This is a genomic window from Bradyrhizobium ingae (assembly GCF_055791185.1).
In genome coordinates this window covers 17,058-41,881 of sequence record NZ_JBVUBB010000052.1, presented here as the reverse complement: position 1 = coordinate 41,881, position 24,824 = coordinate 17,058, and the positions used below count along the sequence as shown (strand labels likewise).

The window sequence follows — 24,824 nt, the reverse complement described above, 5'->3', positions numbered from 1 at the left end:
CTCAAAAACGAAATCCCAAAACGCAGGAAAGCGAGGTCCCACACACCGCTTTCCTGCAAAATCGAATACTTTCTCAAGACCATTTTTGCTTATTTTTCAGGTCAATCCGCATTCTTCACGGAGGACTATTTACGTGCGCTACAATTCAATGGTCCAAAGCAACTTGTTCCGTGTTCGCGAGATCTTTCATACGACAGAGTATACTGATTTTGAAAGCCTCTTCGAAGGACCATTGAGAGGCTGGCTTGTTGCTCAGGACGATTGCATAACAAGCGCCTGCGACAGTGCCGTTTCCTCTGATGAGTCCAAAAGGAGGTCGGCAATAGAGGTGTTGTCTCATTGTCCGAAGTCGGGAGGCGGTAAGGAGTACGAGCACATTTGGAGCGCGCTTCAGGAGTGTGAATACAACTACACTGACGCACTTTTTCGTATCGTCGAACAAAATAATAGGCCAGTGGTGCTTCAGGACTTGAAAAAGCAGGTGTTGGCGGCCTGCCAACTCCCAGAGAGCAGCGCGCGCTAGTCCTGAAGGACAACCCAGGAAATGACTGATCGAAGCGGGCATTCGGGCCGCCGCCGGCTCAAAGGGCTCTTATTGGAGCGCAGGGCTCAATCAGTCTTGCCGCCAGTGAAATCGTCGCGAACACCCCGCACTGGGCGGACGCAACAAAAAGGTCCGGGACATATCCCGGACCTGCACGTCGATCGCAATTTGCTACCATACCACAGCGGGCGTCGATTAAGACCCCTAACGCCTTGGTCCAAATTGCTGCACCACGTCTGTGATAGGGCTACACTTAACACAGGGGCATTTGCCGAGACATGTATCCTCCTAACAAAATGCGCGGCGCGTTATTTCTAGTTGAGTATATCCACCTAGCACCGCGGGACGCGGTAAATATAGGATGATATTTTCGTGACCCAGGAACAACCCATTAATACCGCAACGCAACATGCCATTGTCTCTCAAGTTAGAGGCAGTCTTCGGCGTTACGCTTTCATCTTTACCGCGCTGGGCTGTTTATTCACGGCAGTGAATGTTGCCGATCAGATGTATATTCGATCGTACGAGCGAGCCACCTTACTTTCCAGAGACCCTGGGATAATCAGTGCAGAAAGCGTCCTAGCAAGGAACAGCAATGGAGGTAGGGACTATAAAGTTGAGCTGAAGAAAAATGATGACTTCAGAACGTCATTGATAATTCTCATGAACTATTACGAGTCGACAGCTGAATTGATCGATCACTGGGCGATTATAGGGCCGATCGTAAGGTCGAGTCTTACCTGCCCTCTCGGGAAGCATGCGCGGATTTTCTTACTTGGACAGAGCAAGCCGGGTTATTGGTCCACCGACGGCGCTTTCTTCTCTTCCAATCAATTCCCTCGAACGATGTCCATGTACAAAAAAATAGAGCGCAGCAGCGAAGAGGAATGCGATGGGGATTGGCGAGGATGACCTCGGCTTTGGCGTTGGCCTTGGCGGCCGAGCGCCGACACCGGAGATTGGAATGGCAAGAACTGCGATGGTCGGGAGCGACAGCCTATGGCAGGAAATAGGCCACGAGGCGCAACGCTCGATCGACGCCGATCCGGTATTTGGCGCGGCGCTTTCCGAATCCATCCTGGCTCATCACGATTTCGCAGGCGCCTTGTCGGATCTGATCGGACGTCGGCTCGGCGGCAACATAGCGACGCACGCGCGTTTTGCGCAACTCGCCAACGACGCCTTTCGAGGCGAGCCGGACTTGGTCGAGGCGGCGAGGCGCGACCTGCGAGCGATTGTGGTTCGCGATCCGGCCATCGTCGGCTTGATGTCGCCGTTTCTCCACGTCAAGGGCTACCTCGCGCTGCAGGCCTGGCGCGTATCGCATTGGTTCTGGCAGCACGACCACGTCGATCCAGCGTTGCTCTTCCAAAACGAAGCCTCCAATGCCTTGCAGGTCAGCATTCATCCGTCGGCACGGATCGGGGCCTCCGTATACCTCGACCACGCCACGGGGATCGTGATTGGTGCAAAAACGTTGTGCTTGGCGACGACGTCACCATTCTCCAGAATGTCAGCATTGGCAGGCAGCCGGAGCTTCCTACGCGCTCGCCGCGGATCGGCCGCGGCGTTTTCATCGGCGCGGGCGCGACCATTCTCGGCGACATCCGCATCGGTGATTTCGCCAAGATCGGCGCCGGGTCGGTCGTGACCAGTGAGGTGATTGATGGCTGCGGCCGTAGCGGCGAACAGCTGCATCATTTCGTCACCGCCGGAGTTTGGGCCAGTGCCTCGCTTGAGGCCGCCTTGCTGAAGAAAGCAGATGGCCTGGTTGGTGATGACGTTCGGCCCCAACGGCGCGCCCCGCCGCGCCGCATCGCGACCGTGGCGAGAGCCGATCCGGCTGCCCATCAACCCGGGCCGGGATAATTCCTGAGACGGATTTGTAAAGCCCGCCGATCGGGGACGACGTCGTCGAGATGTGCTATGTGTTGCCCGTTCGTCTGCACCAATCTTGCGACCAGGGCCCGGGTGCCGTCCACCACGAAGACGCCGCAATCAAATTCGTTCTCCTGCTGGGTCATGCGGACGGGCTCCAGACGCGCACGCAGCCGTAGTGCGAGTATTGCTGCAAGCTCGTCGTTTTGTCCCCGGTGAGAGTCGTGGTGATAGGCAACTGGACTTGCCCGCTCGCGACGGTCAACGAGCAGCAGCGACCAGTGGGTGCCGCGGAGAGCAGGATCCGAAGCACTGGCGTCGCTCACGGGCATGAACAGGAAGTCGGCTGTATCGTTACCATCCACATTTACAATGCGCTGGAAGGCGGCGAGCATCACGTTCGCAGACCCCAGGCGCAGTTGATAGTGGGCGATGAGGGGATCGACGAGCCGCGTCCGGGCAGCGAGGTCCGGATTGTTCCGCTGCAAGTCCTGCATCAGCAGTTCGTAGTCCCGGTGGATATGTTGGTCACCCAGCCACTCCCTAGCGCCGAGCACCCGCCCGCTGGGGTCGGAAGATGGGGTTTCCAACGCCCCGATCTGATCAGCGGAGGATGTACTCGGAAACGCCGGCGCAAAATGAGCATGATCTCGCAGTTGCTGCGGGGTGAATGGCATCGGATAACCAGCGCCGGGGAAGAGATCTGACAACATAGCTCGTGAGGGCAGAGCTGCCGACTCAGGGAAATTGCGGTCCGACTGCGCGGACGGCAATGGCCACGCGGAGCTCCAGCCGGCAGGTACCTGTGCCGCGATCTGGTTCGCCTTGCGCCAAAGCTGCGACTGATCGCAACTTGCCACTTGCGGCTCGGCATAGTTTGGGAGCCAGCTTTCGCGGTGCTCGCATCCTCCGGGGGGCACGAGAGGCCCGATATCGGTGAGCGGCTGACGAGATGCTCCACCGGCCGAGGATCCGCCAGGATCGTGGACCGGCTGAATAATAACTTGTCTGCCTAGCGGATTGTTTACGGCAGGCTCCCACGCTCGGCTATCGAACGATGCCGTGTAAGGCTGAGTGTTAATAGACAAATTCGTCGGCCACTGCGACGGCCTCGGTAGGAGCCCTGCTCTGTCCAGTGCTTCGATCAGGACGCCGGGGGCCGGTTGCGGGCCATTGAATTGCGAGGGATCAAACTGCAGGGGAAGGAGATATCCGAAATCACGCGGCGGCGGCCAAGCCGGTACGGCGGCTGCCAGAGCGGATGATTGTTGCGACAGGCTTAAGGAAGACGGCATGCCTTCCCAAAAGTTCGCGAGGTCCCAACTGTCGGCGGGCAGCTGGCCAGCTTGGTCCGCTTCCTGCCAGAGTTCCTCCGGATCGAAAGCTTGCAATGGCGAATGGGCTGCCTGTTCCCCCATCTGCCAGGAGCCGACCGCGCCCGAAACACCGTCCCCGAGGCTACTGTTGCCGGACTCACGTATCAGGCCAATAGGCGGCGTAGTCTCTGTTCGCTGGTTGGAACGAGCTGCATCATCGATGATATGTTCGCCTTCTGCAGTGGAACTGTGATGTGGAGGCCCGCGATCAGCTAATGTGTTTGAGCCGCGATACTCACGAAGCGCTTGCAAGGCGGCTCTCAGCTCAGTTGACCTGTTGGCGTGAGCGATCAGGGATTCGTGATCGAGTGCAGTGATCGTTTGACCTGGCCCGAGAGATTTCGCCAAGTTGCGCAAAACCCGATAATACCGCCGGGCAGTATCCCTGGTCCACTTTCGGCGCCCAGCAGCTGCCTGGATGGCCCGGTCGATGAGAATCTCGTCTTCCACAGAGACAACTGGACCATATGGCGTGTCAGGCTCGCGATACCTCCGAAGGACCGTCAACCCGGGAACCACATACCGGTTATCCCGAAAAAACTCTTTTGCGTAGGCGACCAAGGAATTGTGATCGAGTGCATCAATAGTTTGCCCTCGCTCCCCGAGATGATTGCCCAATAGACGAAGAGCGTTAGCGTAAGTACGTGCTGTTCCTTCTGTTAGACGCTCGCACGCATTCTCGACAGCCGAGCTGATGAGGTTTCGGTCGTTGTCGGACAGATGAGGATGGTTAGGGGCTGGACGAGCAGGGACTCCAGCGACGGAAGCAGCCCCCACAGGAAAATCAATTCGTCGACGTTTGTTATGTGGGGTGTCAGGCTCGCGATACCTCCGAAGGACCGTCAACGCGGAAGCAACATTCTGGACATCCCTAAAAGACGCTTTGGCGTGAGCGAGCAGGGAATCATGATCGAATGCACCAATCGTTTGGCCCCGCTCGCCGAGGTGATTCCCCAATCTACGAAGAGCGTTAGCGTAAACGTATTTTGTTCCTTCTGTCAGCTTCCTGTGCCCAACCTCGGCCTCGAGAGCCGAGCTGATGAGGTTCTCGTCGTTATCGGACAGATGAGGATAGTTGGGGTTTGAACGCGGTGGGCCCCCTGCGACGGGAGCAGCACCGCCTTGGCGCTCTTCGGTCAAGTGCTGCTCAAAGTCCTCGTGCGCGACCTGGTCTACCTCTCCTGGCGCGGCCGGCTCTGCCTGATGTTGCAACATGGCGTCGTGCGCCTGCAGCCAACCTGGATCGAATGGATCGAAATTATCTGGGTCCACGCCAATCTCCCGCGTCCGAAGTTAGATCGTAGCAAGTTCTCCACTTCAGCGCCAAAAGCGGGAGGGGTTGAATTGATCGGGATAGGGCGACAGTCCCGCACGATCGCGGGCGACGACTTTGATCCCTGGCCGGCGCGTCAGCCAGCTGCGCTGGAGTGGCTCCATTCACCGACAGGCCCACATTCACACAGACCGTAGAACTGCGGACCTACCAAAGCTGGGCGGCGGCGATCAGGGTGAGCACACTCCGTCTCGTCTTCTTCCTTGTCTTCTTCGTCATCATCCGCTCCATCTAGCTGTTAGCTGCTCTATGTGATGGCCGGGGCCCCATTGATCACTTCCCAGTTACTATCCAGCATAGTACCCGCCAAATAGAAACGCCGCGCAAAATGCCGGGCGTTTCTATTGGCGGTTGACGGAGCGGTCGCCTTCCAACTTAACTGAGGGGCCCAAAAAACGGGCCATCTCGCTTTGTCTTTAAATGGCCGCAGCCTTCCAGATGTGATCGAGGGAGCACGCTACCCCAATTCGCTCGTTGACGCGCGCAGCAGTGCCTCCAGTTTACGCCCGCCTTGCTCGATCGCCTCAGACCAATGGCCGAACCGTTCCTGCGCGACGACTTCGAACGACGGGTACCACAGTGGCTTTCCGCCAGCCTGGGCCCAATACCAGGGATAACCGCATGGCACGAAAACCACGCCAGGAACTCCGAGTGCTCCGGCGATATGGACGGCGAAGCTGTCGGGCCCTACCACGGCGTCGAGATTGGCGATCGCTGCGATCAATTCCGCAGGGCGCTCGATATGCACACCGGCATCGATCGGCTGACGCCATCGCTTCATGTCGTGGCGTTGCGCTCCACTCATCAAACTGATCGGCGTGACCGAGTGTGGAATCACAACGGCGACCTCATCCATCGATAGGCCAAGAGCGCCGCTCTCCCATAAGATTCCTACCCACGGCCTTGCGAACACGGCCAAAGCATCGCGCCACTTGGCGAATAGCTCGGCATCGGGACGCAGGTACGGAACGCCATCTGCAATGGTGCAGGCGTCGATCGACAGAATGCGCAATAGCGATTGCAACGGCGTAGCTGAGAGTCCAGGTCTCGGCTCGTCCACAATCACCGGCTCAGCGAGGTGGGCAAGAAGAGCCTGATAACGTGGCTCCGCGACCACATGCACATCTTGCTGGCTCGTCAGCCGGCGCAAGAGGCGAACGAGCGCCACGAACTCGAGTGCGCCGGTCGTCGGGGGGACGAGTATCCGCGTCACAGGCTCCAAGGCGGTCGGGTCGGGTGACGGGAAGCGACCGAGCGTCAGTTCGAGCGTTTTCTGTAAAGACTTCGCTGCTTCATTCTCTGGCTGCGCCTGCGCGACGCGGTCGACAAGCTTGAGGGCTTCATTGAACCGGCCAACGAGTTGCAGGACACGCACCAGAGCAATCGCGGCGGAGTGGTCCGATTTTTGAGCGCGAACGAATTCCGTCAGTTGCGCAATGCCTCGGTCCGTTTCACCCTTGGCAATCGTAACGCGGGCCAAGATTTCGCGGGCACCAACATGAGCCGGCGCATAGGCCAGTAACTTCTCGCAGGTCGTCTCCGCTTGCGACCAGCGCCCTGTTGCGGCGCGGCAATAAGCCAGATGCAAGAGGCCGTCTGTATCGAGTGGGGCGCGCAGATGCGCGCGTTCGGCAAGGTTGAGCGCCTCGTCGAATCGGCTTCGTTCGAGCATAAGTGCCGACAAATGGCCCAGCGCATCGGGATCGTCTGGAGCAATCTCGAGCGCACGAAGCAGGACAGTCTCAGCCGACGAGCTGTGGCCCAAGGCGAACTCGATGGCTCCGAATTGAAGGAGAGCGCGCGTATTGCCTGGCTCGTTGTCGACAACCGTCTCCGTCATCGCGCGGGCATCCGTAACGTTGCCGCGGCTCAACAGGGCTCGAGCGAGCGCTAGCTTAATCGCACCGTTGCGTGGGGCGAGAGCAACCGCGCGTTCGAGGCAGATCATCGCCTCCTCAGCGCGGCCGAGCAATTGGTGGGCGATGCCGAGGTTGGTGATGAGGCTCGCATGTTCGGGGTAAATGGTCGCCGCTTCTGCCAGCATATCGAACGCAAACTCGGTCTGTCGCCGCGCAAGCGCCAATGTGGCCCTTGCATTGAGCGTATCCGGATCGCTTGTGGCAGGGATCTCCTCTAGTAGCGCTTCCGCCTCCTCGATACGGCCGGCGGCAATAAACTCCTGGGCCGTTTGAACCCGGTCTTGCCTGCTCGGAGCGGACATGCCAGCGGACGGCATCGGTTATGCAACCGTGACGCGTTTGCCGTCGAGACGGAGATCCTCGCTCACCGCGCCGACTTTGATAAGGGCTATTTCAGAAGCAATGCCAGTAACCCTAATGGCTCGCGTTTCGGTCTGCAAAACGTCGATGCGCTCAATCACCGTGGCACGGTCAACTACGTTTGCGGTGGGCGACCCGGTGCTCGCTTCCTGGGGCCGCGCCGAGGATTGGACATGATCCGCGATTAACGTGTCGAGTTTACTGATCCAGGTGCCTTTGTTCGCGAGTACCGAAAACAATTTGGGCAGCAGATCGACACTATCGGCGCGAAAGGAGGCGCGCTGACGCGCCGCAAGAGTGATGGTCTTGGCTTCAATCGAAATGTTGTGACCTCCAAGTAGGCCGACCACTGCAAGCCGCTCGCTCGAGCACGGTCACGACAAAAAGCTTGATCCACGTGGGTCGGGAGCAAAACATGTCCTGTGGCTAAGGTCGGGCGAGGGATATCCGACAGCTACCGTCAGCTGTGGCGAGTGCTAGCGAATTCCGCAATGCGCTGACTGACACGACACGGGCCGTGTTATGTTCGAATTCTAGCAAGCGCTCTGCCGTCGACAAAATGTGGGCCTTTGTGGCGCGGATCGTCATCGTCATTCTTGCTCTCTGGTCAGCTACAGGAAGATGATCTGGTCCTTTTGTATGACTTCCTTCTTACCGGTGCTGGACATGGTCTCTGCTGCTCGGGTGACAAGCTCGTGCTGCGCCGTGCTTGACTTGCCCTGCCTCACATCTTCTTCTGTAACGGACACGCTGGTCTTGCAGATCTTGGTGTCGCGGCCGACCACCTTCAGGTCCTCAACGGGTACGTATTTGAAATTGCTTGTTTTGAGAATTGTTTGACTACTATCGGCCGACTTGAAGTCGGGTCCAAATACACACTTAATCGACTTGCCGATCACTTGCTTGACGTCGTCGCCTTGGACAATGTTGAGGTTGTTGCCAACCGTGACAGATTGCCTATCGCTCAGATTAAATGCACATTCTCTTGAAATCTTATAGGTGAACGCTTCTCCAAAGAAGATTGATACTTTCCTGGCCATCGTCAGCTGGGTAGCCGCGCCGCGCATACAAGTGAGTTTTGTTCCGTCGAAGAATTCCTCGGTATTGCCCATAATCCGCTTTTCGGTGTTGCCAGTGGTCGTTTCTACTTTGTCACCCTTATTGACCAGTTTGACCCGGTTCGAAGCCGTCAGGGTGATGTCTGCGGACGTCGCAGCGCTGCCAGCAGTGATTGACACGCCATTCTCGGCGGAGATCTCATAGATGCCTTTTGGCACCTTGTGCTGGACGTTGCCGTTCGTGATCTCCATCGTTTGGCCGCACCCGATTTTCAACAGTGCCGCGCCTTCGACATTTGTCTGCAAGTCCTTGTTGGTGAAGGCAAGTATGCCAGCGTTGTCGCTTTCATGCTCGCGGGGCACTGCCGGATCATCGTTGACCGTCGCCGTGAGACCAGTGACAAGTTTTGCCTCTTCGTCCGAATAAGAGCCGAGGCGCAGATAACTCGACTTGGTCAGAGGAGAAGAAAAAGCTTCTGGAACGCTCAGTCGCATGTTGGCATTTGGCATCGTTGAATTCCCTAATCGTTTGGCTGTAGGCGCCCTAGCGCTGCGTCATCAAGCGGATTTGAGAGGTCAATATCGAAAGCCCGAAGGCATTCGGGTTGGGACCGTCGTTGTGCTTGGTTGGCATGCCCACTCTGGTTGCCGCTGACCCGCCGATTGACAAATCGCCCGATCCAGCCCTGGCGCGGCCCGGACCCATGACAAGACCAGAGAAGACGCCCAGCGCCAGCTGCGCTGGCTCCATTCATCAACAGGCCCACATTCACACAGACTGTAGAATTGTCGACCTACCAAAGCTGGGCGGCGGCGATCAGGGTGAGCACACTCCGTCTTGTCTTCTTCGTCCGACGAGCGCCAAATTGTAAGTTTGCATGCTCAGATACGGGTCATGCATCAGTTGAAAAGGAGTCGAAGGCACCCACAAGCTCGTTCATTCCGATATCGGCGCGTTCGCGATACGGTGGTACGTCGTTAGGATCGTCAAAGTCATCGCTCATGGAAACTGTCTGTGCTTTCTGGTCGAGATCCGCTCGGACAGGCGAACCGATCTGACCCGTTGTCGAGTCGCTTCCAAACTATCTTTGTCGCCCTCGTGCATCATATTCCTCCTCAGTGCCGGGGGGCGTCGAGGATGAGAGGTCAAGTTGAGGCGTGCAGCCCAGCCGCTTCCCGCTCTTGGAGCTATAACTACGGTCGTTGCACGGCGGTTTGGTCCTGTCTTTTCATCACGGGGTGGTTTGTCGATTGTCGATTTTTGTCTATTCGTATTTGACTTATAACGATCTTTTTAAACTGGCGCGGGGTTTGAAAGCATGCTATATTGTCAAATATGGTTGGTCAAAATCGAAGACTGTTAAACCGGCTGGAGCATGAGCTTCCGGAAGGAGTTCTCGTCGATGCAGCGTGGTTTAAGAAACGCGGCTATTCGCGACAACTCCTCAGCCACTATGTGAGCGCTGGCTGGCTTACACAGCCAACCCGTGGTGTTTACTGCCGGCCGCGCGGTTCATTGTCCTGGCAGCAAGTCGTGATCTCGCTTCAAGCCTTGTTGCAGTATCCCCTGCTCATCGGCGGTCGCACTGCGCTCGAACTGCAGGGCTATGCTCATTATCTGCCGCACGAGCAGGCAGAGGTTCATCTCTACGGACCCAAACCGCCGCCGACATGGCTCGACAAGTTGCGGCTCAAGACGCGCTTCGTCTATCACAATGACCGAAAGCTGTTTCGCAGCGCGTTGCCCATGAAGGGGCTCACGCAGCTTGAGGGCGGGAAAAAAAAGCCGGATTCCGACGGGGGGGCAGACAGTTGGACGATCCAGAACTGGGGACAATGGAATTGGCCTTTAGCCTTATCGACGCCGGAGCGCGCCGTACTCGAGCTTCTCGACGAGTTGCCAACGCGCGAGAGTTTTCATCAAGCTCATGTCTTGATACAAAGCCTGTTCAATCTCAGCCCGCGCCGTCTCCAAAAGCTCCTCGCCGATTGCCGCAGTGTCAAAGTCAAAAGGCTGTTTTTCTTCTTCGCCGATCAGCATAATCACGCTTGGCTTAAGCGCCTCGACACGAAAACGATCGATCTCGGCAAGGGAAAACGCATGCTGGTGAAGGGCGGCAAGCTCGATAAAATCTACCAGATCACCGTGCCCGCGGATTTCGATGGCGTACGCTGACATCTATCGCCGGCAAGTGACGCTTCTCTTGCGTTTGCTGCCATTCGTCGCGGATGAGAAGTGTTTCGCCTTAAAAGGGGGCACCGCCATCAACCTCTTTGTTCGCGATTTGCCGCGCCTCTCCGTGGATATCGATTTAACTTATCTTCCGATCCAGTCGTATCCGGACTCTCTGAAAGAAATCAATGCAGCGATGGCCCGCATCGAAACTCGCATCAAAGTGGGCATACCCGGCTCAACTACGGCCGTTGGCGGTAAAGAAGCCAATACCCACTTGCTGGTGCGTGCCGACGGCGTCACAAACGAGATCGAAGTCACGCCCGTCCTGCGCGGTTGTGTATACGAGTCCGAACCGAAAGCGGTGACCGAACCCGTCGAAGACACGTTCGGCTTCGCGGAAATGCAGGTTCTGTCGTTTGCGGATCTCTACGCTGGAAAGTTTGTTGCCGCGCTTGACCGTCAGAATCCCCGCGACTTCTTTGACACCAAGGAATTGCTCGCCAATGAGGGGATCGACGATTCGTTGCGGCGCTGCTTCCTTGTCTATCTCGTCAGCGCTTCAAGACCGATGCATGAAATTCTGACCGCGCGGCGCCGGGACATGACCTCGGATTATGAACGCGGCTTCAAGGGCATGACCGAAGAGCCAGTCACCCTCGACGAACTCAACGCAGCCCGTGAGACCTTTATCACGCAGATCGTCGGCAACATGCCGGAAAATCACCGCAAGTTTCTTGTTTCCTTTGTGCGCGGGACGCCGGACTGGACCTCGATCGACTTGCCCGAGGCCGCCAATCTGCCTGCGGTAAAATTCCGGCAACTCAATCTCGATAAGCTCACGAAGGAAAAGCGCGACGCCGAGATTGCGGCTCTTGAGAAGGTGCTGGCACAATAGGCTTCTACAGAGCCCTTGGCATATAGATTTTCTCACCCTCTCTAAATGGTTGCATAGCGAGCGATAAGAAGATCGAGTGCGCCTCAGAGTATCGGCGTCTCCTTGACGATATCATCATAGTTTTCTTCCGCGAGTTCTTCGGCCAACTAAATATGCGACGTCGTGTTCCTTCGGGCCGAATTCGACTCACCAATCGAAGGAACTGTGCCGTGGTCGAATTTCTTGGTCATTAGCCAAAGCTTGAACACGCCAAAACCGCCCTTCAGCTAATTGCAAAAAACCCAAGATGCTCCGACAAAGATGCAGCTTATCGGCGCGGCAACGCGTTAGGTGTCGCAGAAGACCGTATTGCGGCGCTCGAGGCTGTCGTCAGGGCACTTGCCGTCTCAAGGACGGCCACCGGACGCGCCGTAACCATCTCAAGGGCCGCGACGGCGACCGCATCAACGCCGTGCTCGCGCCGCCTGCTACAACTTCAGCCTGCTCCGCCGCTGGCTCGCGGAACTTTTACGCGGCCTGTTATGGATGCTCTGTCGCCACCTATCGCAACAACACCTTGCGTAAAACGGTGCTCAGAAACGTTCTTCACAAACGACTACATGGCTAAACCCACGGCAAGCCGTCCTTCACGGGCCCGGATGCGCGTTTAGGATGGCGTCCGAGACGACCTCATCTGGAACGATGCTCGGTGAGGCTTGCTCGTCACTCTCCCGGCCCACGCAACGCAATTGCGCCCGGCGGCCTTTGCGTCATATAGCGCCCGATCCGCCTCTTCCAACAATAGATGAGGATCGTCAGCGAACGTATCCCGCCAAGCCAATCCTGCGCTGATACTGACGCTGTGTCCCGGCAAGCCGGGATGAGGCAGGTCAACAATGGAGACTGCCGCCCTCAAGTCCTCGCAAAGGCGCTCCAGTTCGACGGCTGAAATCGAGGGGATTATCGCAGCGAATTCCTCGCCACCATATCTAACAATCGAAATGCCTTCTTCATGGGCCTTGCGAGCGAGCGCCTGCGCGACCATCCGAAGGCAGACGTCGCCGGCGATATGACCGGCCGAGTCGTTGTATTTCTTGAAGTGGTCGACATCCATCAGGATCGCGCCGATGCTTCTACATTCTTTCTCCGCGAACAGCCGTGCGGCATCGGTCTCGAAATGCCGCCGGTTTGGAAGCCCAGTCAAAGCGTCGGTGTTGGAGATGCGCAGAAGCTCTCGATTCACCCCGCTCAATTCCATTGCCGCATATTCGTAGCGGAGCGTTTCCAGGAACCGTCGCCGCCGATCAATCTCGTTCTTTCGGATCACCAGCAACACGGTCAGTGACGCCGCAGTAGCGATGATCGTATCGCTTACGAAAGAAGTCGAATTCGCTCCGAAAAGTAACGGCAGGGTTGGGTGTAAGACTGCAGCAGAAAAGCAGGTAACAAGTCCGGCAAAAAATGAAATTGGTACGGCTGCGAGACATATGGCAAACACCATGATCGCGGCGAGCATATAGTTCTCCATCATCGCCGGCGGCGCTGACGCTCCCGCGAACTCGATGACAGCCATAGTCGATATGATCGCGGCGCCATAGGCGAAGCTGATCTGCAAGGCATCGCGAGAACGCAACCCACAGGCCGCGACGCCGACACAAAAGAGTGCGACGAGACAACGCCAATGCCATGCCGCGGCGAAAACCTCGACGTTGTGTGAACGGTCAAAGCCGATCGCGGTAAGCATCAAAACGCCGCTGACCGCGGAGGAGCGCGCCATGTGACGAGCCATCGAACGTCCGCGTTGAAGCGCATACATGCCCTCCAGCTCGGGCCGGAAAGACCAACAAGATGCGCGCGCAATCTCGCTCTCGAAATCGGTACGATCCATGTCAGCGTCAAGCTCATTGAAAAATCACGCGATAGTGGTCCAGGAGAGGTTAAGAATGGGTGCCGGCAACGCAGCCATGTGGACCGCCAGACATCATCCGTAAATTTACGGAATGACCGAAAGCTGAAAACCGACGACCACTCGGCTTCACCTATGTATACATCGACCAGTGCGTCAGCTGCCCCAGCCGCGTCCCGCCGGGCCGATTCCGGGGAATTCGACAATGAAATCTCGGCCCATCACATCGACTGTGCTCTTGTTGCAGATCAAACTGGTCTGCGCGCAAAGGAGCTGGAACTGGCTTTCCCGATAAGACCGATACGTTCCGACTCGAGAGGATGAAAGTGTGGCCTAATTCGCAGGCCCGGATTGTTTGTCGCTCTCTATGCAAACGCAGATTTGAACGTGAGTTTTCTGGAAGAATCCCGAGGTCGGATCGATGCTCTTACCCAATCCGGACAGGATCGAGGGGGAGGGGTCATGTTCCAGATGGCCAACTCAGGCGGTCAGAAGCTCCCGTTGAAACAGTGCGAGGCATATTCATCGAGGGCTCGAATACTCAGGCTCACCATGGCCCGTGTAAACTGGAACGTCCTTTGGAACGTCCGGCATCCCGGAGATATGATCGAGATGGCGATGGGTCATGAACACGCCCTCGAGAGGAACGCCCTCCGATTTGATGACCGACAATGTGTCTTGCCGGACTTGCATCCTTTGGATTTTTGCAAATTGTCTCAGGACCCATCCGACCCCTAGGGCTTCGCGATCCTCCGCCAGCCGCTTTGAAACACCGGTATCGACCAGGAAAAACCCCTGCGCGTTGAGCAGTCCGCGGCTGAGCGGCAGTTGGCTTGCCGGCGAATGACCTCAGGTGCGGGTCACGACGCGTAAATGATTGCACGCGTTGCCCCCGCGGCAATGATCTTCGTACCATCGAGGGGCGGAATCAGTCATGATCCTGCGGAGTTCACAGCCGATGATGAGTTGATCGCGGGCGCAAACGTACTTCTCGATGTCGCCAGGAAGTTGAGCCAATGACTAAGAAGGCTTGATGCTTGGGTGAGCTGAGCCGGCAGAATGTCAAACACGCGGACGCAAACGTGAGGGTCTAACGCCGCCCTTATACGATGGACGCGAACAGGGCTGGGTCGAAGGCCCCCTCGTATTCGAAGGTCGCTGTACCCGTCATCAGCACGTGATCGTCGCGCTCGCGCCATTCGATGCCGAGCTTGCCGCCGGGCAGCGTGATCTTGACCTTGCGCTCAGCTCTTTTTAGGCGCGCCGCTGCAACCGCGGTGGCGCAGGCCCCCGAGCCGCAGGCCTTGGTCACGCCGGCGCCGCGTTCCCAGGTCCGGATCGTGATGTGGTTGCGATTGACGATATTGGCCAGCGTGATGTTGGCGCGCTGTGGGAAGATCGGATGATTTTCCAGGAGGGGTCCGAAGTGGCAGAGATCATAGGCGTTGACGTCGTCAACCCAGAAGATCGCATGCGGATTGCCCATGCTCACCACTGACGGCGAATGCAGGATCGGATTGTCGATCGGTCCGATCTGCAATTCGATGTGGCGGGTGTCGCGAAACTCTTCCGCCAGCGGAATGTCCTGCCAGCCAAATTTTGGCGTACCCATGTCGACGGTGTAGAGATCGGTTGCCGGGCCCTGCCAGCAATAGAGGAGGCCGGCGCGCGTCTCGAACGTCGCCGCGGTCTGGCCGGTCTCCTCGAAGATGCGCCGCACCACGCAACGCATGCCGTTGCCGCAAGCGCCGGCTTCAGAGCCGTCATTGTTGTAGATGCGGACGAAGGCTTCCGTGCCCGCCAACCGCGGTTTGTGAAGCACCATCAGCTGGTCGTAGGGAACGCCGCACACAGACGCCACCAGACGCACATCGTCGGACGTCAGCGGGGCAGCGGAATCGCGCATGTCGACGACAACAATCTCGTTGCCGATGCCGTTCATCTTGGCAAATGCGCGATTGGCGAGCGTGCTCATAGCAGTACCCTTTTTCCCACCTGCCATGGAGAGCTCCCTATTGGCCGCGCTTTCTCCAGCTGATGCTAGTTAGCAGGTTCTTCCGAAGTAAAATGCTCATTTGCGTGGGTAAGCGAGAGGGAAATCTGCGATATCTAGGTGAAATTGTAGCGCAGTGATCAGATCAAGGGCGGTATCTTTGATGAACCTGGTCGGCAGAATTCGATCACCACTGGGCTCGACCATGATGATCGCCCGCAAGCCCCTCGAAGTGCCACCGCATATCGCACGCGCGTTTCTGGCGGACGTGCGGGCCTACTTTCGGGCGACCTCCGAACGGAAGCGCGACGAAATTGCTTAGCACCAGTTGCATATCTTTAATTCGTACTTCCGGTCGGGCGACAAGAAGATAGGGCTAAGCGACGTGCGGAACCTGTTCGAATTGATGCGGGACGAGATTGAAAATTAGGAATCGCTGTCCCCTTGTGCCAGCGCGTCGGGTTTATCGGCTGCAATGGCCCGCGGGAATATGCTGTCGTAGATCGTGCGCGCCTCGCTAACCCGGAAGCCGCCGCACGCAAGCTGGTCGAGATCGCCGTCGGCATCGAGCCCGTCCAGGACGGCCGCATCCATATGGAGAAGATCAACGCGCCGTTCCTCCACACGCTGAAGGCCAGCGGGGAGGAGTTCGGCGCCGGGATCAGAATGGCGGTCGAGCACGGCTGGCTCGAGCTGCAGGAGAGCGGGACCTACGTCCGGCTCTTGAACAGAGAGTCCGCCGACTGAGGCGGCCTCCTATCTCGCTATTTCTTTTGGCTTTGTAGCGCTTTGGAGACGCAGGCATTGAAAGATTGCGTGTTTCCGCCAGCGCCATTTCGGCCATACTCCCAGTGGCCGCTGACGGGATCGCAGCGGCCACCTACCTCAATCGAGCATTTTGATTGGACGTCATTGCAGCTCTTGTTTTGCCAAGGCGGCAGAAGTGATGAAGATTGAAGCTAAAGCGAGTGCACGAAGCACAGTTGTCAAATTCAAATGCAAGATTTCACTCCCAATCCCTGAGGGGACTCAACAACAATAAAAAATCACACGATAAGCTCACAACAGCCTTACGCGGGGGACTACGGTGGCAGAACGAGGCCGGGGGCCGCCTTCGAGGATCCGATCAAGGTATATGAGCGCAAGCTGGTGAAGTTGCGACCATCCGCCGGCTGGCCGAGATCGGGTTGAGGGCGAAAAGCGAACCACTCAGCCGGCTTGCACTTCGCAAGCGCCTGCCCTTTCCGATTGATAATTTTGAATGCTCGTATCAGCGGTGCCGCAGACCGCCGTGCACATTCGGAGAGTGGGCCGTGATCAGGTTTTTGTGCTTCAGGGCCGCCGCTTCGGCCTCGCGTGCAAGTCGTTCAGCCTTTAACCTCTCGCGGTTTGCATGAAACGCCGCTTGGATGCGTTCATACTCGGGCATCGCTACTTTGGCATCGGTTTCCTTGAAGGCCCTTTGCGCCTCACGTTGGGCGGCAGTGGGCGGCTTCCATCCGTAATTTTTATGAGCGGTCATTCCCTCCTCCTTCGGTGATAGCCGTGGGGGCTTGTTGGGTCCGACCCTCAAAGTCTCTTCCTGTTTGTCAGTTACGGCAATCGAATATTTGCCAGTCGTTACCCCGCCGGCCATGGATCCGCCCGGCTGGCTCACGGTCACCTGCAACGGGAGTCCGGTCCATCACTTCGCGCAGCGCACGCACAGAGGCCGATTACGAAGCCTGGCCCCACCAGCGGGACTGGACGGCATGGAAGGAGCGAATGCACCACCTGGCGCTCCCACTGACATGGGCGTGTCATTTGTCCTCATCGCACACCCTCCTTCAGCACCCAGCGCTGGTTCTGTGCGTCATAGCTGTAGATCGTCGGATCTGGCTTGCGCGTGCTCCCGCTTGCCTTCCATTCGTCCAGCGTGATGACGCGCTTCCGTCCAGGATGCGACGGATCGATGCGGCGATAAGGCGAGATATGCGCGATCGGCTCGATAGTCGGGGGAATCTTCATCTGCGACCGCCAGGATCGGTTGTGTGGTCGGAATTCCGACTTCGGCATGCCTGCACGTCTGCTGGCCTCGATCGCCTGGTGGATGCGCACAGCCGCATCCGAAACGACCACGTACGCGACCGGGCCGTCGTGCAGGTACTTCATTAGCACACTCCCTGCACGAAAATCAGTGCGGCAGTGATTGCGCGGCCGAAAATCGCAAGAAGCAAAGCAGCCATGACTTTCGGCGACGACGGGCGACATTAAGACGCCAGCCCGCCGAATTTGTGGATAAGCTACCGCCTCAGCCGTCGGGCATGCGCCGCCTGCCGCTGCTTCGTGCGTTTGCGCATCCTTTTGGCGCGTCTCGACATCTGTCTTCCTTCAGTTGCGTTGCGAACACTTCGTCAGTCTAGGCCCTTAATCCTGCTACGTTGGCCGGCGAGCGTGTGTCGCCAGCCGCTGGTGGTTCCGCTCCCAATGTGACCTGTGCTGCGGTGCGAATTAACTCGTGTTTGATCTCGCTGTGGCGCATACTGACGCCATCACCGTTCCGCGTCCTTGGCATGTTCCGGTGATTGAGAGTGTTGTGCTCCCGCCTACGCGTAGGGAGGCGCAATGACCGAATCTCGGCGCCCGTCGTCCACCCCACCGGTTGCAATTGAGCGCCCCACCTGTCCGAGGTGCAAGGCGTCGATGATGCTCGTGAGCATCGAGCCAGAGCGCCCGGGCGTGGACTTGCACAGGTTCCAGTGCGCCGTGTGCAACGACGTACTTGCGATCCTTGCCGCTTACGAAGATCCTCTGCACTCCAAGGCCCTTGGCCGCTGGCTTCAAGGCGATTTGCATCCACCGAAGTGAGGTCGAAGTAGATCGATACCGCGCAGGCTTCATCGAGAAGCCCGAAGCTTATGAGTGAGCCATGACAGTCTTCATCTACGTCAACACAAGCAAGCAGGTCGGCGACAAAGAGCACATCAAGGTGTTTGCCAACCAGGACGCGGCCGAGAAATGGTTCGAGGAAAACGACCCCGAGGGCGTGGCGTTCGAATATGAGGTTTAAGAATGAACCGGATCGGCCGCGGGACCATTTACGTGATGCTGGTCATCGTGGTGCTCCTGGTCATTTGGCAAATTCTTGCTGCCTGGCCGGTGTGACGGCCCCCGCGGAAGCAGCGCCATGTAAGGCCCACGTCAGGTTATCGCCGTAAGATCACCCGCTACTTGCGCTGGAGGGTCAGATGGCAATCAGACCCCTGTTGATAGTTCTTTGCATTTTGCCGTTGAGCACATCCCCGGCTCTTTCCAAAGGTGGCGGCTTTAATTCAGACCCTCCTTGGAATCACGAGCATATCGACGTCTTGCCTGCCGACGTCCGCCATTACATCGCAGAGATCTGCAAGGGACCGCCTCAAGCCCAGCACGACTTTGCAACCTACAACCCACGAGAAAGACGCTGGCGGATAAACTTGGAATACCTCCGATGTGAGGGGCTGCGTGGCGACTATCGTCGAGGCAACCAGTGCGTTGACGTGGACTTCGTAGAAGTGGGTTCCCACTTTCGGCTCGCCAGGAAACAATATGCGGATTGTGGGTTTTGAGGACCAAGCCTCCGTTGAGAAATAGAACAAAGTAGTAAAACGGAGTGGGCCGGCCAGGCATCAATTGGCGGGCCGCGCCGGTGGGCCTGAGTCGCGCGACAGGCGAGGTTGAGCCAATGTTAGTTGCGTTCGGTGCGGAGCAGGGGCCTCGCCAAGACACCCGCCAAGTAATTGGCTACGTTCAGACGATGATCGGTTGCGGCAACCTCACGCGCGCGAGAGACGTTGGCGACATTGCCGTCCAAGTCACCGTCGGCGATCCAGTCTACGAGGGTGACGTGATCGAGACTGCGGTCGATGGGCACGTCGGAATTCGTTTCATCGACGGCACCCAGTTCAACATATCCCGCGGGCCGCGCGTGGTGCTCCGCCCCGAGTCTCTCACGGACGACACGTCCGCTGGCAGCCGCGGCCGGACCAACACTGGTGGATTCGGAATGCTGTCGCTCGCGGCATTGACCTTCGCCATGATGAAGGAGGCCGAGGCCGCGGACTCGAACGTCACATTCCTGGACAATGACAGCATCACTTACAAGGACCTTGAGCACGGCACTTTCGAGCTCACAACCAAAGAGCTGATCCCCGACACCTCATCGTTGAGGATCCCGGAGAGACGGTCGTGCTGAGCAAGATCGGCTCCTCGGTCAGCGTGAACCAGGTCGGAAACTCCGCAAGTCGAATGGAGGAGTTGCGCGCGGCGCAGCAGGACGTGCTCGCTAACCTAGAGAAAGGGGTTCGAAGCAACCGGTTCTAGTACCCCTCCTTTCGCCACGCCGCTGCCGCTGGAACCGATCAATTGTGTCCCGACCGAAGCCCTATCGCCGCTAAATTCACTTCCCGCCATTTCCGTCGATCGTCATCCGGTCAATGAGATCATAATCGTACATCCGCCGCCGACGCTAGCGATCACGAGCATCGCCGGACAAATCGACGTTTCCACAAGCGACATCATCAACGCCAGCAAAGCTGATGCCGGGGTCGAGATCATAGGCACAACCTCGGGTGTGGAGAATGGGCAGGTCGTTAAGGTCACCATCGTCGATAGCTCCAACCACGTCGTCTACAGCGGCACGACCACGGTCGCCCACAACAGCTGGTTTGTTAACCTCAGCCCAGCACAGGCCAAGTCGCTGGCCGACGGCATCTACACGCTGACGCGCGGACGTGTCGAATACGTTCGGTGATCCCGCGGATGCCTCCCGGACGATCAGGGTCGACGAGACTCCTCCAACAATCGCAATCGAAACAATCGTCCGTCACAACGTCGTTAACGCCAATGCGGCGAGCGCCGGATTCGCTATCGCCGGCACTGTGTCGGACGCAGAGAACGGCCAGCCGGTAACTGTGAAGATCGTCGACAGCTCCGGCCAGGCCGTCGATACATTCACCACCACGCTGACAAACAACACCTGGTCAGTGAGCGTCACCTCGACCGAAGCAAGACTACTGTGCGACGGCAGCTACACGGTGATGGCGGACGTCTGGGACACGGCCGACAATCCGGCTCCGGAGGCAGCCCAAGCGATCACGGTCGACGAGACGGCGCCGAAGGTGACCTGGTTGCCGCAGGCTGAGAGCGGCGTCGAGGGAACGGCGATCGCACCGTTCTGGACGAGCGCCGTTGCGGTCACCGGGACGACCGCCGGTCGCGGGGCGATCTGCACTCCAGCGATTCTGGTTGGGGATCGCGCAGGGGATGACCAGCGGGGATGCTGCATTGGCGGCTGGTATGTCGCAGCCTGTCGGAAGCAGATTGTTCCGACAGGCGGGCGGCATGGCACCAGCGATGTTCAGATCTTCGACCAAGCCGCCGTCCGGGCGGTACCTCTCGTTTGCGGAACGTGAGGAGATTGCACTTCTTCGCGTTCAGGGCCATTCGAGACACGAGATCGGACGCCGACTTGGCCGATCCGCCTCGACCATCTCCCGTGAGCTACGACGCAATGCCGCGCAGTGGCGGCTTGGACTATCGTGCGTCGACAGCCCAATGGCACGCCGAGCGATCGGCCCGTCGACGCAAACCGAGCAAGATTGCGCTCAACACAACCTTGCGCACTTATGTGGAGCAGCGACTGGCCGGCGTCGTCACGACCCCGAGTGGCGCTGCCGTTCCTGGTCCCGCCGTTCTGTGGAAGGGCCGCCGGCATGGTCCGCGAAAGGATCGGCGATGGGCCAGGGCTTGGAGCCCGGAGCAGATTGCCCGACGCTTGCCGATCGACTTCCCGGACGGCAAGACGATGCGCATCAGCCACGAAGCCATCTATCAAGCCCTCTTCGTTCAGGGTCGGGGAGCGCTACGCCGCGACCTGTCGGCCTGCTTGCGAACGGGGCGCGTGTTGCGGGTCCCCAGGGCGCGCGTACGCAGGCGAGGCAAGAGCTTTGTCTCGCCGGAGATCATGATCAGTCAACGCCCCGCCGAAGCGGCCGATCGCGCGGTGCCGGGTCACTGGGAGGGAGACCTCATCCTTGGTCTTGGCAGCTCGGCAATTGGCACGCTGGTTGAGCGTACGACACGCTTCACGATGTTGCTGCATCTTCCCCGGCTTGCGGGGCATGGCGAAGCTCCGCGCATGAAGAATGGGCCTGCTCTTGCAGGACACGGAGCTGAAGCGGTGCGCGACGCGATTGCGCGCACCATCATCAGCTTGCCCGAAGAGCTGCGTCGTTCGCTGACCTGGGATCAGGGAGCCGAAATGGCTCAGCACGATCGTCTTAAGATCGACGCGGGTGTCCAAGTCTACTTCTGCGATCCGCAAAGCCCGTGGCAGCGTGGCACCAACGAGAACACAAATGGGCTGCTGCGTCAGTACTTCCCGAAAGGCACCGACCTGAGCGTCCACAGCGCCGACGAGCTCGCCGCCGTGGCCGCGGCCCTCAATGCCCGACCGAGAAAAACCCTGGGTTGGAAAACGCCGGCAGAGGCGCTTGACGAGTTGCTGTCGTGAGTGAACACAATCGGTGTTGCGACGACCGCTTGAATTCGCCCTGTCTGCTCAGATCGCAACCTGAAGCGAATGTCGGTATCGGTGGTTGTGCTACCCGCAACTAACGATTCTCTTGCGAAAGCAAGACGCTCAAAACCCAGGCTTCCGAAAGGACGTCGGGGTTTTTCTTGTTCGCAGCGAACCGGAGGATCGCGGCCAGGTCGCCGCGCAGCACGATCGCCAGCTCGGCCTCGTCAGGCACAAGCGTCACCTGATCGACCAGCGTTCGGAACACTTCAGCCGCCTCGGCCTTGTCGTCCTCGCTGTGCAGGCTCTCATTGAGCGCAGCGATCCGTTGGCGGTAAATCTCCGCCATGTTCGGATACAGGAGGGGCGGTCGCGCCTAAGAAGCCGAAGAAGGCAGCGGTGTCCAAAAAGCAGTCGGCAAGCAAGCGCAAATCTGCCTAGGGCGGCGGAAGTCTGGGCTTCATTCAGTTCTTGCTTTTGAATTCCGACCCAGCGAGCGTCAACCTTTCCCATGACTGAGATAGTGTCGGGCTCGATGCGCGTCTTGATGCGTCGCTCGTCAGTCGTGAATAGCCGGTCACGCATTACCACGTGGCTGCGTAGGCGGAAGCGGAATGGGTCGCGCTATGGAGTGTGAAGCGCGTGTCGGGTTGCCTGCCCTGACTTCATATTGATCGGCAAGCTTCAAGAGACGTTGCTTGGTAAACGGATCAGCTTGCTCAGCGATGTCGCGGACCAAGGAGGCCCGAGCCCGATAGAAATCCTCGTTCATAAAACACCAAACACATGCGGGTCTGCTGGTTATATATACCGCTTGATTCGCTAGCGGACTGTTTCTTTCTGCGATAGTTAAGCGCATTCCGATTTCATTCAGCTAGCGTGAATCAATAACGCCGCCGCGGCTTGCGCATGGGTGAGGATGCGCCTCACCTATGCTCGTGAAGTGCCCCGCTAGATTGCCGCGCGCATCGAACAAACATCATTGCAGCGTACGCGGACCAGCCTCCATCGTCCTTGCCAGCAGCCGATCTTCAAGCTGGCGGATCTTATCCAACAGCTCATAAGCCGCGGCGGCATCGCGGGCGTGGTGATTGACGACGCCGCCCGTCAGAAATGCAATTGCCAAGGTTGCGTCGGAAACATCTTCATCCATAAGCACCGTCGCCAGCTTCTCGGCCAGCAGCTTTGCTCGCTCCAGAGGATCGCCTGTCGCTCGTGACGGCACGGGCCGTACCGGTTCTGCCATTCGAAGCGATCCTTGCGTCAGGTAATTTGTAGCATCTACATTCCCGAGCATCCAATCTTTCGCATCACAAATGCCAAATTTGAATGTGCAAATTCGCAGGCGTCGTTGTTCCATAGCAATGGATTCCAAATTATCGTTATCGAGTGAGGAACGTTTCTCACCCTGAAGGTCAGCTCTCGGATCGCGCAGCGGCGGATCAGCGAATAGTCAGGGCCAATCGTCGATTGAATGTCACGCAGCGGAATCTCCTTTTTTCATTGAGGCGCCAACGAGCATGTGCACCATCGATATTGTTCCTGATATTCCCGAACGATTTTGGCGGATACGCTACGACACCGCCCATGATCCGAATTCGCCGACTCTGCCAGACATTGAAAGCGGGGCAAACTGCCAGAACTTCGCCTACGAACTGCTGCGGCACTTCGGGCGACACGTTCCCAAGCTGCGATCAAGTAATCTTTGGGAGGATACGGCATATACGATCTCCGTCGACGAATACCGTCCGCTAGACCTCCTACTCTTCAACAAGAGCCAAAGCGCCTGGGGAGCTCATGTCGCCGTCTACGTTGGCAATGACCGGGCGATCCATCTAAGCCGCAGTGTTGGCGTGGCCGCTGTATGGCGCCTTGCGCAGTTCGGGCAACGTCCGGAGTACCGGGTGCTCGTTGGAGCGAAACGAGCGTTACGCTCCACGTCCGATCGCTAAACTTGCGTGGCAAAAGCAAGTTGAAGCCCCGCTCGCCTTCCGGCTGAGACTTGCGGCGCAAACTTGACTGCAAAGACAGAACCGCCGGAAGGTTTAAATCGATGTCACAATTACGTTCCTAGAAAGGGCTCGGCCTCAGGGCACCGCGCGAGAGCTATTTCCTTGCGATGATCGAGAGCCACACACCGCGGATCAATTCGGTCTACGAAGTCCTTTCGAAGATCCTATCCAACGCGGAGATTTTCAGCGGAAAGTTTCCCAGAACGACCGGTCTTAGGCTCGTAGCTAATTCGGGAGCCCTCCGCCAGACCAGTGTGGCCAGCCTTTTCAACGGCACTAACGTGCACGAAGATGTCAGGCCCCCCATCTTCCGGTTTGATAAACCCATATCCCTTGGTCGGGTTGAACCACTTCACAGTACCGATTGCCACTGCTGTATCTCCATATTGAAGTCACTCAATTTAGACGAGGGCCGAGGCCGACATCAAGTGTGACGAGTGCCAAGACATTCCGATGCTCCCGCAGCTCCGATAGAGAGGGACATCCGCCCTGTTTGAGCACGTGGGCGTGACCGATCAGACAAGTCGCGGGATCGAGCCTTGTTGACCGACGGTTCGACCACCGAAGCCAATTCGGCATTGCTGGCCGTCCTGTCCATACCCGAGCTTCGCCGGTCCGCAGCGCGAAGGCTCGTACGACGCTGCAAAAATGCACTTTCGTCACCAAAACAGCAGGAATAGTGCGCGCTCCTCATCGAAGAGCAGATACCGTGGCCAGCGAACGCCAACGAAAGCTTTCGTGTGCGATTGTGACCTCTTCTCGGACAGTGTCCTGGCAGCGACCGCGGCGGGCAATTTGCCGTTGACAGAGATCAAACCATGCCGTGCGGATCCGCTATCCTCGGCAAGACTCAGCGG

At 58.0% G+C, this 24,824-nt stretch carries 21 protein-coding genes and 4 pseudogenes; 13 read left to right on the top strand and 12 right to left on the bottom strand.

From position 1 onward, the window contains the following. The 3 genes and pseudogenes from ACV1FX_RS38575 to ACV1FX_RS38565 all read left to right on the top strand — a co-directional run. A partial coding sequence (locus ACV1FX_RS38575) for a hypothetical protein (RefSeq protein ID WP_473122730.1) occupies nucleotides 1-523 on the top strand: 523 nt, incomplete at its 5' end. A 393-nt stretch (nucleotides 524-916) separates the two neighbouring features. Further along, nucleotides 917-1,456 carry a hypothetical protein gene (locus tag ACV1FX_RS38570; RefSeq protein WP_473122729.1) on the top strand — a complete coding sequence of 180 codons (540 nt, stop codon included), beginning with the start codon at nucleotides 917-919 and terminating at the stop codon, nucleotides 1,454-1,456. A 52-nt stretch (nucleotides 1,457-1,508) separates the two neighbouring features. Further along, nucleotides 1,509-2,230, top strand: a pseudogene (locus ACV1FX_RS38565) (serine acetyltransferase domain-containing protein); the annotation flags it as partial. 164 nt (nucleotides 2,231-2,394) lie between these two features. Here ACV1FX_RS38565 and ACV1FX_RS38560 read toward each other — a convergent pair. The 4 genes from ACV1FX_RS38560 to ACV1FX_RS38545 form a co-directional block, all read right to left on the bottom strand. Then, nucleotides 2,395-5,070, bottom strand: a complete 2,676-nt coding sequence (locus ACV1FX_RS38560) for a Ulp1 family isopeptidase (protein WP_473122728.1) — start codon at nucleotides 5,068-5,070, stop codon at nucleotides 2,395-2,397. 518 nt (nucleotides 5,071-5,588) lie between these two features. Beyond that, complete coding sequence (locus ACV1FX_RS38555) at nucleotides 5,589-7,367, bottom strand: tetratricopeptide repeat protein (RefSeq protein WP_473122727.1); 1,779 nt, start codon at nucleotides 7,365-7,367, stop codon at nucleotides 5,589-5,591. Nucleotides 7,368-7,370: 3 nt separating this feature from the next. Beyond that, the gene (locus ACV1FX_RS38550; RefSeq protein ID WP_473122726.1) at nucleotides 7,371-7,760 is read right to left on the bottom strand and encodes a hypothetical protein; all 390 of its coding nucleotides are present in this window, start codon (nucleotides 7,758-7,760) and stop codon (nucleotides 7,371-7,373) included. Between the two features lie 261 nt (nucleotides 7,761-8,021). Next, on the bottom strand, nucleotides 8,022-8,978 hold the full coding sequence (locus ACV1FX_RS38545; RefSeq protein WP_473122725.1) for a hypothetical protein: 957 nt from the start codon (nucleotides 8,976-8,978) through the stop codon (nucleotides 8,022-8,024). Between the two features lie 826 nt (nucleotides 8,979-9,804). Between ACV1FX_RS38545 and ACV1FX_RS38540 the strand changes: the two genes are divergently transcribed. Continuing rightward, nucleotides 9,805-10,644 carry a type IV toxin-antitoxin system AbiEi family antitoxin domain-containing protein gene (locus ACV1FX_RS38540; RefSeq protein ID WP_473122735.1) on the top strand — a complete coding sequence of 280 codons (840 nt, stop codon included), beginning with the start codon at nucleotides 9,805-9,807 and terminating at the stop codon, nucleotides 10,642-10,644. Next, nucleotides 10,631-11,539 carry a nucleotidyl transferase AbiEii/AbiGii toxin family protein gene (locus tag ACV1FX_RS38535; RefSeq protein ID WP_473122724.1) on the top strand — a complete coding sequence of 303 codons (909 nt, stop codon included), beginning with the start codon at nucleotides 10,631-10,633 and terminating at the stop codon, nucleotides 11,537-11,539. The genes ACV1FX_RS38540 and ACV1FX_RS38535 overlap by 14 nt, the downstream gene beginning before the upstream one ends. Nucleotides 11,540-12,185: 646 nt before the next feature. Here the strand turns inward: ACV1FX_RS38535 and ACV1FX_RS38530 are convergent. Together ACV1FX_RS38530 and ACV1FX_RS38525 are read right to left on the bottom strand one after the other, a co-directional pair. Continuing rightward, complete coding sequence (locus tag ACV1FX_RS38530) at nucleotides 12,186-13,406, bottom strand: GGDEF domain-containing protein (RefSeq protein ID WP_473122723.1); 1,221 nt, start codon at nucleotides 13,404-13,406, stop codon at nucleotides 12,186-12,188. Nucleotides 13,407-13,946: 540 nt separating this feature from the next. After that, nucleotides 13,947-14,183 (bottom strand): hypothetical protein, encoded by a 237-nt coding sequence (locus ACV1FX_RS38525; protein ID WP_473122734.1) that lies wholly within the window; start codon nucleotides 14,181-14,183, stop codon nucleotides 13,947-13,949. A 60-nt stretch (nucleotides 14,184-14,243) separates the two neighbouring features. On the opposite strand from ACV1FX_RS38525, the pseudogene ACV1FX_RS38520 reads away from it, so the two are divergent. Continuing rightward, a pseudogene (locus tag ACV1FX_RS38520) lies at nucleotides 14,244-14,444 on the top strand (M20/M25/M40 family metallo-hydrolase); the annotation flags it as partial. An 82-nt stretch (nucleotides 14,445-14,526) separates the two neighbouring features. Here the strand turns inward: ACV1FX_RS38520 and dapF are convergent. Beyond that, a complete protein-coding gene (dapF, locus tag ACV1FX_RS38515; RefSeq protein WP_473122733.1) occupies nucleotides 14,527-15,399 on the bottom strand; it encodes a diaminopimelate epimerase in 873 nt (290 codons plus the stop codon). A gap of 181 nt (nucleotides 15,400-15,580) precedes the next feature. Here dapF and ACV1FX_RS38510 point away from each other — a divergent pair, with 181 nt between their 5' ends. Together ACV1FX_RS38510 and ACV1FX_RS38505 are read left to right on the top strand one after the other, a co-directional pair. Beyond that, nucleotides 15,581-15,739, top strand: coding sequence for a hypothetical protein (locus tag ACV1FX_RS38510; protein ID WP_473122722.1), 159 nt, complete (start codon nucleotides 15,581-15,583; stop codon nucleotides 15,737-15,739). 143 nt (nucleotides 15,740-15,882) lie between these two features. Continuing rightward, nucleotides 15,883-16,164 carry a hypothetical protein gene (locus ACV1FX_RS38505; RefSeq protein ID WP_473122732.1) on the top strand — a complete coding sequence of 94 codons (282 nt, stop codon included), beginning with the start codon at nucleotides 15,883-15,885 and terminating at the stop codon, nucleotides 16,162-16,164. Between the two features lie 523 nt (nucleotides 16,165-16,687). Here the strand turns inward: ACV1FX_RS38505 and ACV1FX_RS38500 are convergent. Beyond that, nucleotides 16,688-16,939, bottom strand: a complete 252-nt coding sequence (locus tag ACV1FX_RS38500) for a hypothetical protein (RefSeq protein ID WP_473122721.1) — start codon at nucleotides 16,937-16,939, stop codon at nucleotides 16,688-16,690. A 287-nt stretch (nucleotides 16,940-17,226) separates the two neighbouring features. Next, a complete protein-coding gene (locus ACV1FX_RS38495; RefSeq protein ID WP_473122720.1) occupies nucleotides 17,227-17,568 on the bottom strand; it encodes a hypothetical protein in 342 nt (113 codons plus the stop codon). 757 nt (nucleotides 17,569-18,325) lie between these two features. Here ACV1FX_RS38495 and ACV1FX_RS38490 point away from each other — a divergent pair. The 4 genes and pseudogenes from ACV1FX_RS38490 to ACV1FX_RS38475 all read left to right on the top strand — a co-directional run bounded on the left by ACV1FX_RS38490 (nucleotide 18,326) and on the right by ACV1FX_RS38475 (nucleotide 21,949). Beyond that, complete coding sequence (locus tag ACV1FX_RS38490; protein ID WP_473122719.1) at nucleotides 18,326-18,466, top strand: hypothetical protein; 141 nt, start codon at nucleotides 18,326-18,328, stop codon at nucleotides 18,464-18,466. Nucleotides 18,467-19,120: 654 nt separating this feature from the next. Continuing rightward, nucleotides 19,121-19,630 carry a hypothetical protein gene (locus ACV1FX_RS38485; protein ID WP_473122718.1) on the top strand — a complete coding sequence of 170 codons (510 nt, stop codon included), beginning with the start codon at nucleotides 19,121-19,123 and terminating at the stop codon, nucleotides 19,628-19,630. A gap of 538 nt (nucleotides 19,631-20,168) precedes the next feature. Beyond that, nucleotides 20,169-20,495, top strand: a pseudogene (locus ACV1FX_RS38480) (hypothetical protein); the annotation flags it as partial. A 79-nt stretch (nucleotides 20,496-20,574) separates the two neighbouring features. Next, nucleotides 20,575-21,949: pseudogene (locus ACV1FX_RS38475) on the top strand (IS30 family transposase). Between the two features lie 100 nt (nucleotides 21,950-22,049). Here ACV1FX_RS38475 and ACV1FX_RS38470 read toward each other — a convergent pair. Together ACV1FX_RS38470 and ACV1FX_RS38465 are read right to left on the bottom strand one after the other, a co-directional pair. Further along, nucleotides 22,050-22,304 (bottom strand): hypothetical protein, encoded by a 255-nt coding sequence (locus tag ACV1FX_RS38470; protein WP_473122717.1) that lies wholly within the window; start codon nucleotides 22,302-22,304, stop codon nucleotides 22,050-22,052. Nucleotides 22,305-22,934: 630 nt separating this feature from the next. Continuing rightward, complete coding sequence (locus ACV1FX_RS38465) at nucleotides 22,935-23,201, bottom strand: hypothetical protein (protein WP_473122716.1); 267 nt, start codon at nucleotides 23,199-23,201, stop codon at nucleotides 22,935-22,937. 274 nt (nucleotides 23,202-23,475) lie between these two features. Here ACV1FX_RS38465 and ACV1FX_RS38460 point away from each other — a divergent pair, with 274 nt between their 5' ends. Next, nucleotides 23,476-23,907: an NlpC/P60 family protein gene (locus ACV1FX_RS38460; protein WP_473122715.1), complete on the top strand. Its 432-nt coding sequence runs from the start codon at nucleotides 23,476-23,478 to the stop codon at nucleotides 23,905-23,907. Nucleotides 23,908-24,131: 224 nt separating this feature from the next. Here the strand turns inward: ACV1FX_RS38460 and ACV1FX_RS38455 are convergent, their stop codons facing one another. Continuing rightward, complete coding sequence (locus ACV1FX_RS38455; RefSeq protein WP_254108422.1) at nucleotides 24,132-24,338, bottom strand: cold-shock protein; 207 nt, start codon at nucleotides 24,336-24,338, stop codon at nucleotides 24,132-24,134. Nucleotides 24,339-24,824 lie beyond the last annotated feature (486 nt).

Excerpts from the sequence above, each read along its gene's own strand:
- ACV1FX_RS38555 (WP_473122727.1), bottom strand. The coding sequence starts at position 7,367 with ATGCCGTCCGCTGGCATGTCCGCTCCGAGCAGGCAAGACCGGGTTCAA.
- ACV1FX_RS38545 (WP_473122725.1), bottom strand. The coding sequence starts at position 8,978 with ATGCCAAATGCCAACATGCGACTGAGCGTTCCAGAAGCTTTTTCTTCT.
- ACV1FX_RS38540 (WP_473122735.1), top strand. The coding sequence starts at position 9,805 with ATGGTTGGTCAAAATCGAAGACTGTTAAACCGGCTGGAGCATGAGCTT.
- ACV1FX_RS38535 (WP_473122724.1), top strand. The coding sequence starts at position 10,631 with ATGGCGTACGCTGACATCTATCGCCGGCAAGTGACGCTTCTCTTGCGT.
- ACV1FX_RS38530 (WP_473122723.1), bottom strand. The coding sequence starts at position 13,406 with ATGGATCGTACCGATTTCGAGAGCGAGATTGCGCGCGCATCTTGTTGG.
- dapF (WP_473122733.1), bottom strand. The coding sequence starts at position 15,399 with ATGAGCACGCTCGCCAATCGCGCATTTGCCAAGATGAACGGCATCGGC.
- ACV1FX_RS38510 (WP_473122722.1), top strand. The coding sequence starts at position 15,581 with ATGAACCTGGTCGGCAGAATTCGATCACCACTGGGCTCGACCATGATG.
- ACV1FX_RS38500 (WP_473122721.1), bottom strand. The coding sequence starts at position 16,939 with ATGACCGCTCATAAAAATTACGGATGGAAGCCGCCCACTGCCGCCCAA.
- ACV1FX_RS38495 (WP_473122720.1), bottom strand. The coding sequence starts at position 17,568 with ATGAAGTACCTGCACGACGGCCCGGTCGCGTACGTGGTCGTTTCGGAT.
- ACV1FX_RS38490 (WP_473122719.1), top strand. The coding sequence starts at position 18,326 with ATGACAGTCTTCATCTACGTCAACACAAGCAAGCAGGTCGGCGACAAA.
- ACV1FX_RS38485 (WP_473122718.1), top strand. The coding sequence starts at position 19,121 with ATGTTAGTTGCGTTCGGTGCGGAGCAGGGGCCTCGCCAAGACACCCGC.
- ACV1FX_RS38470 (WP_473122717.1), bottom strand. The coding sequence starts at position 22,304 with ATGGCGGAGATTTACCGCCAACGGATCGCTGCGCTCAATGAGAGCCTG.
- ACV1FX_RS38465 (WP_473122716.1), bottom strand. The coding sequence starts at position 23,201 with ATGGCAGAACCGGTACGGCCCGTGCCGTCACGAGCGACAGGCGATCCT.
- ACV1FX_RS38460 (WP_473122715.1), top strand. The coding sequence starts at position 23,476 with ATGTGCACCATCGATATTGTTCCTGATATTCCCGAACGATTTTGGCGG.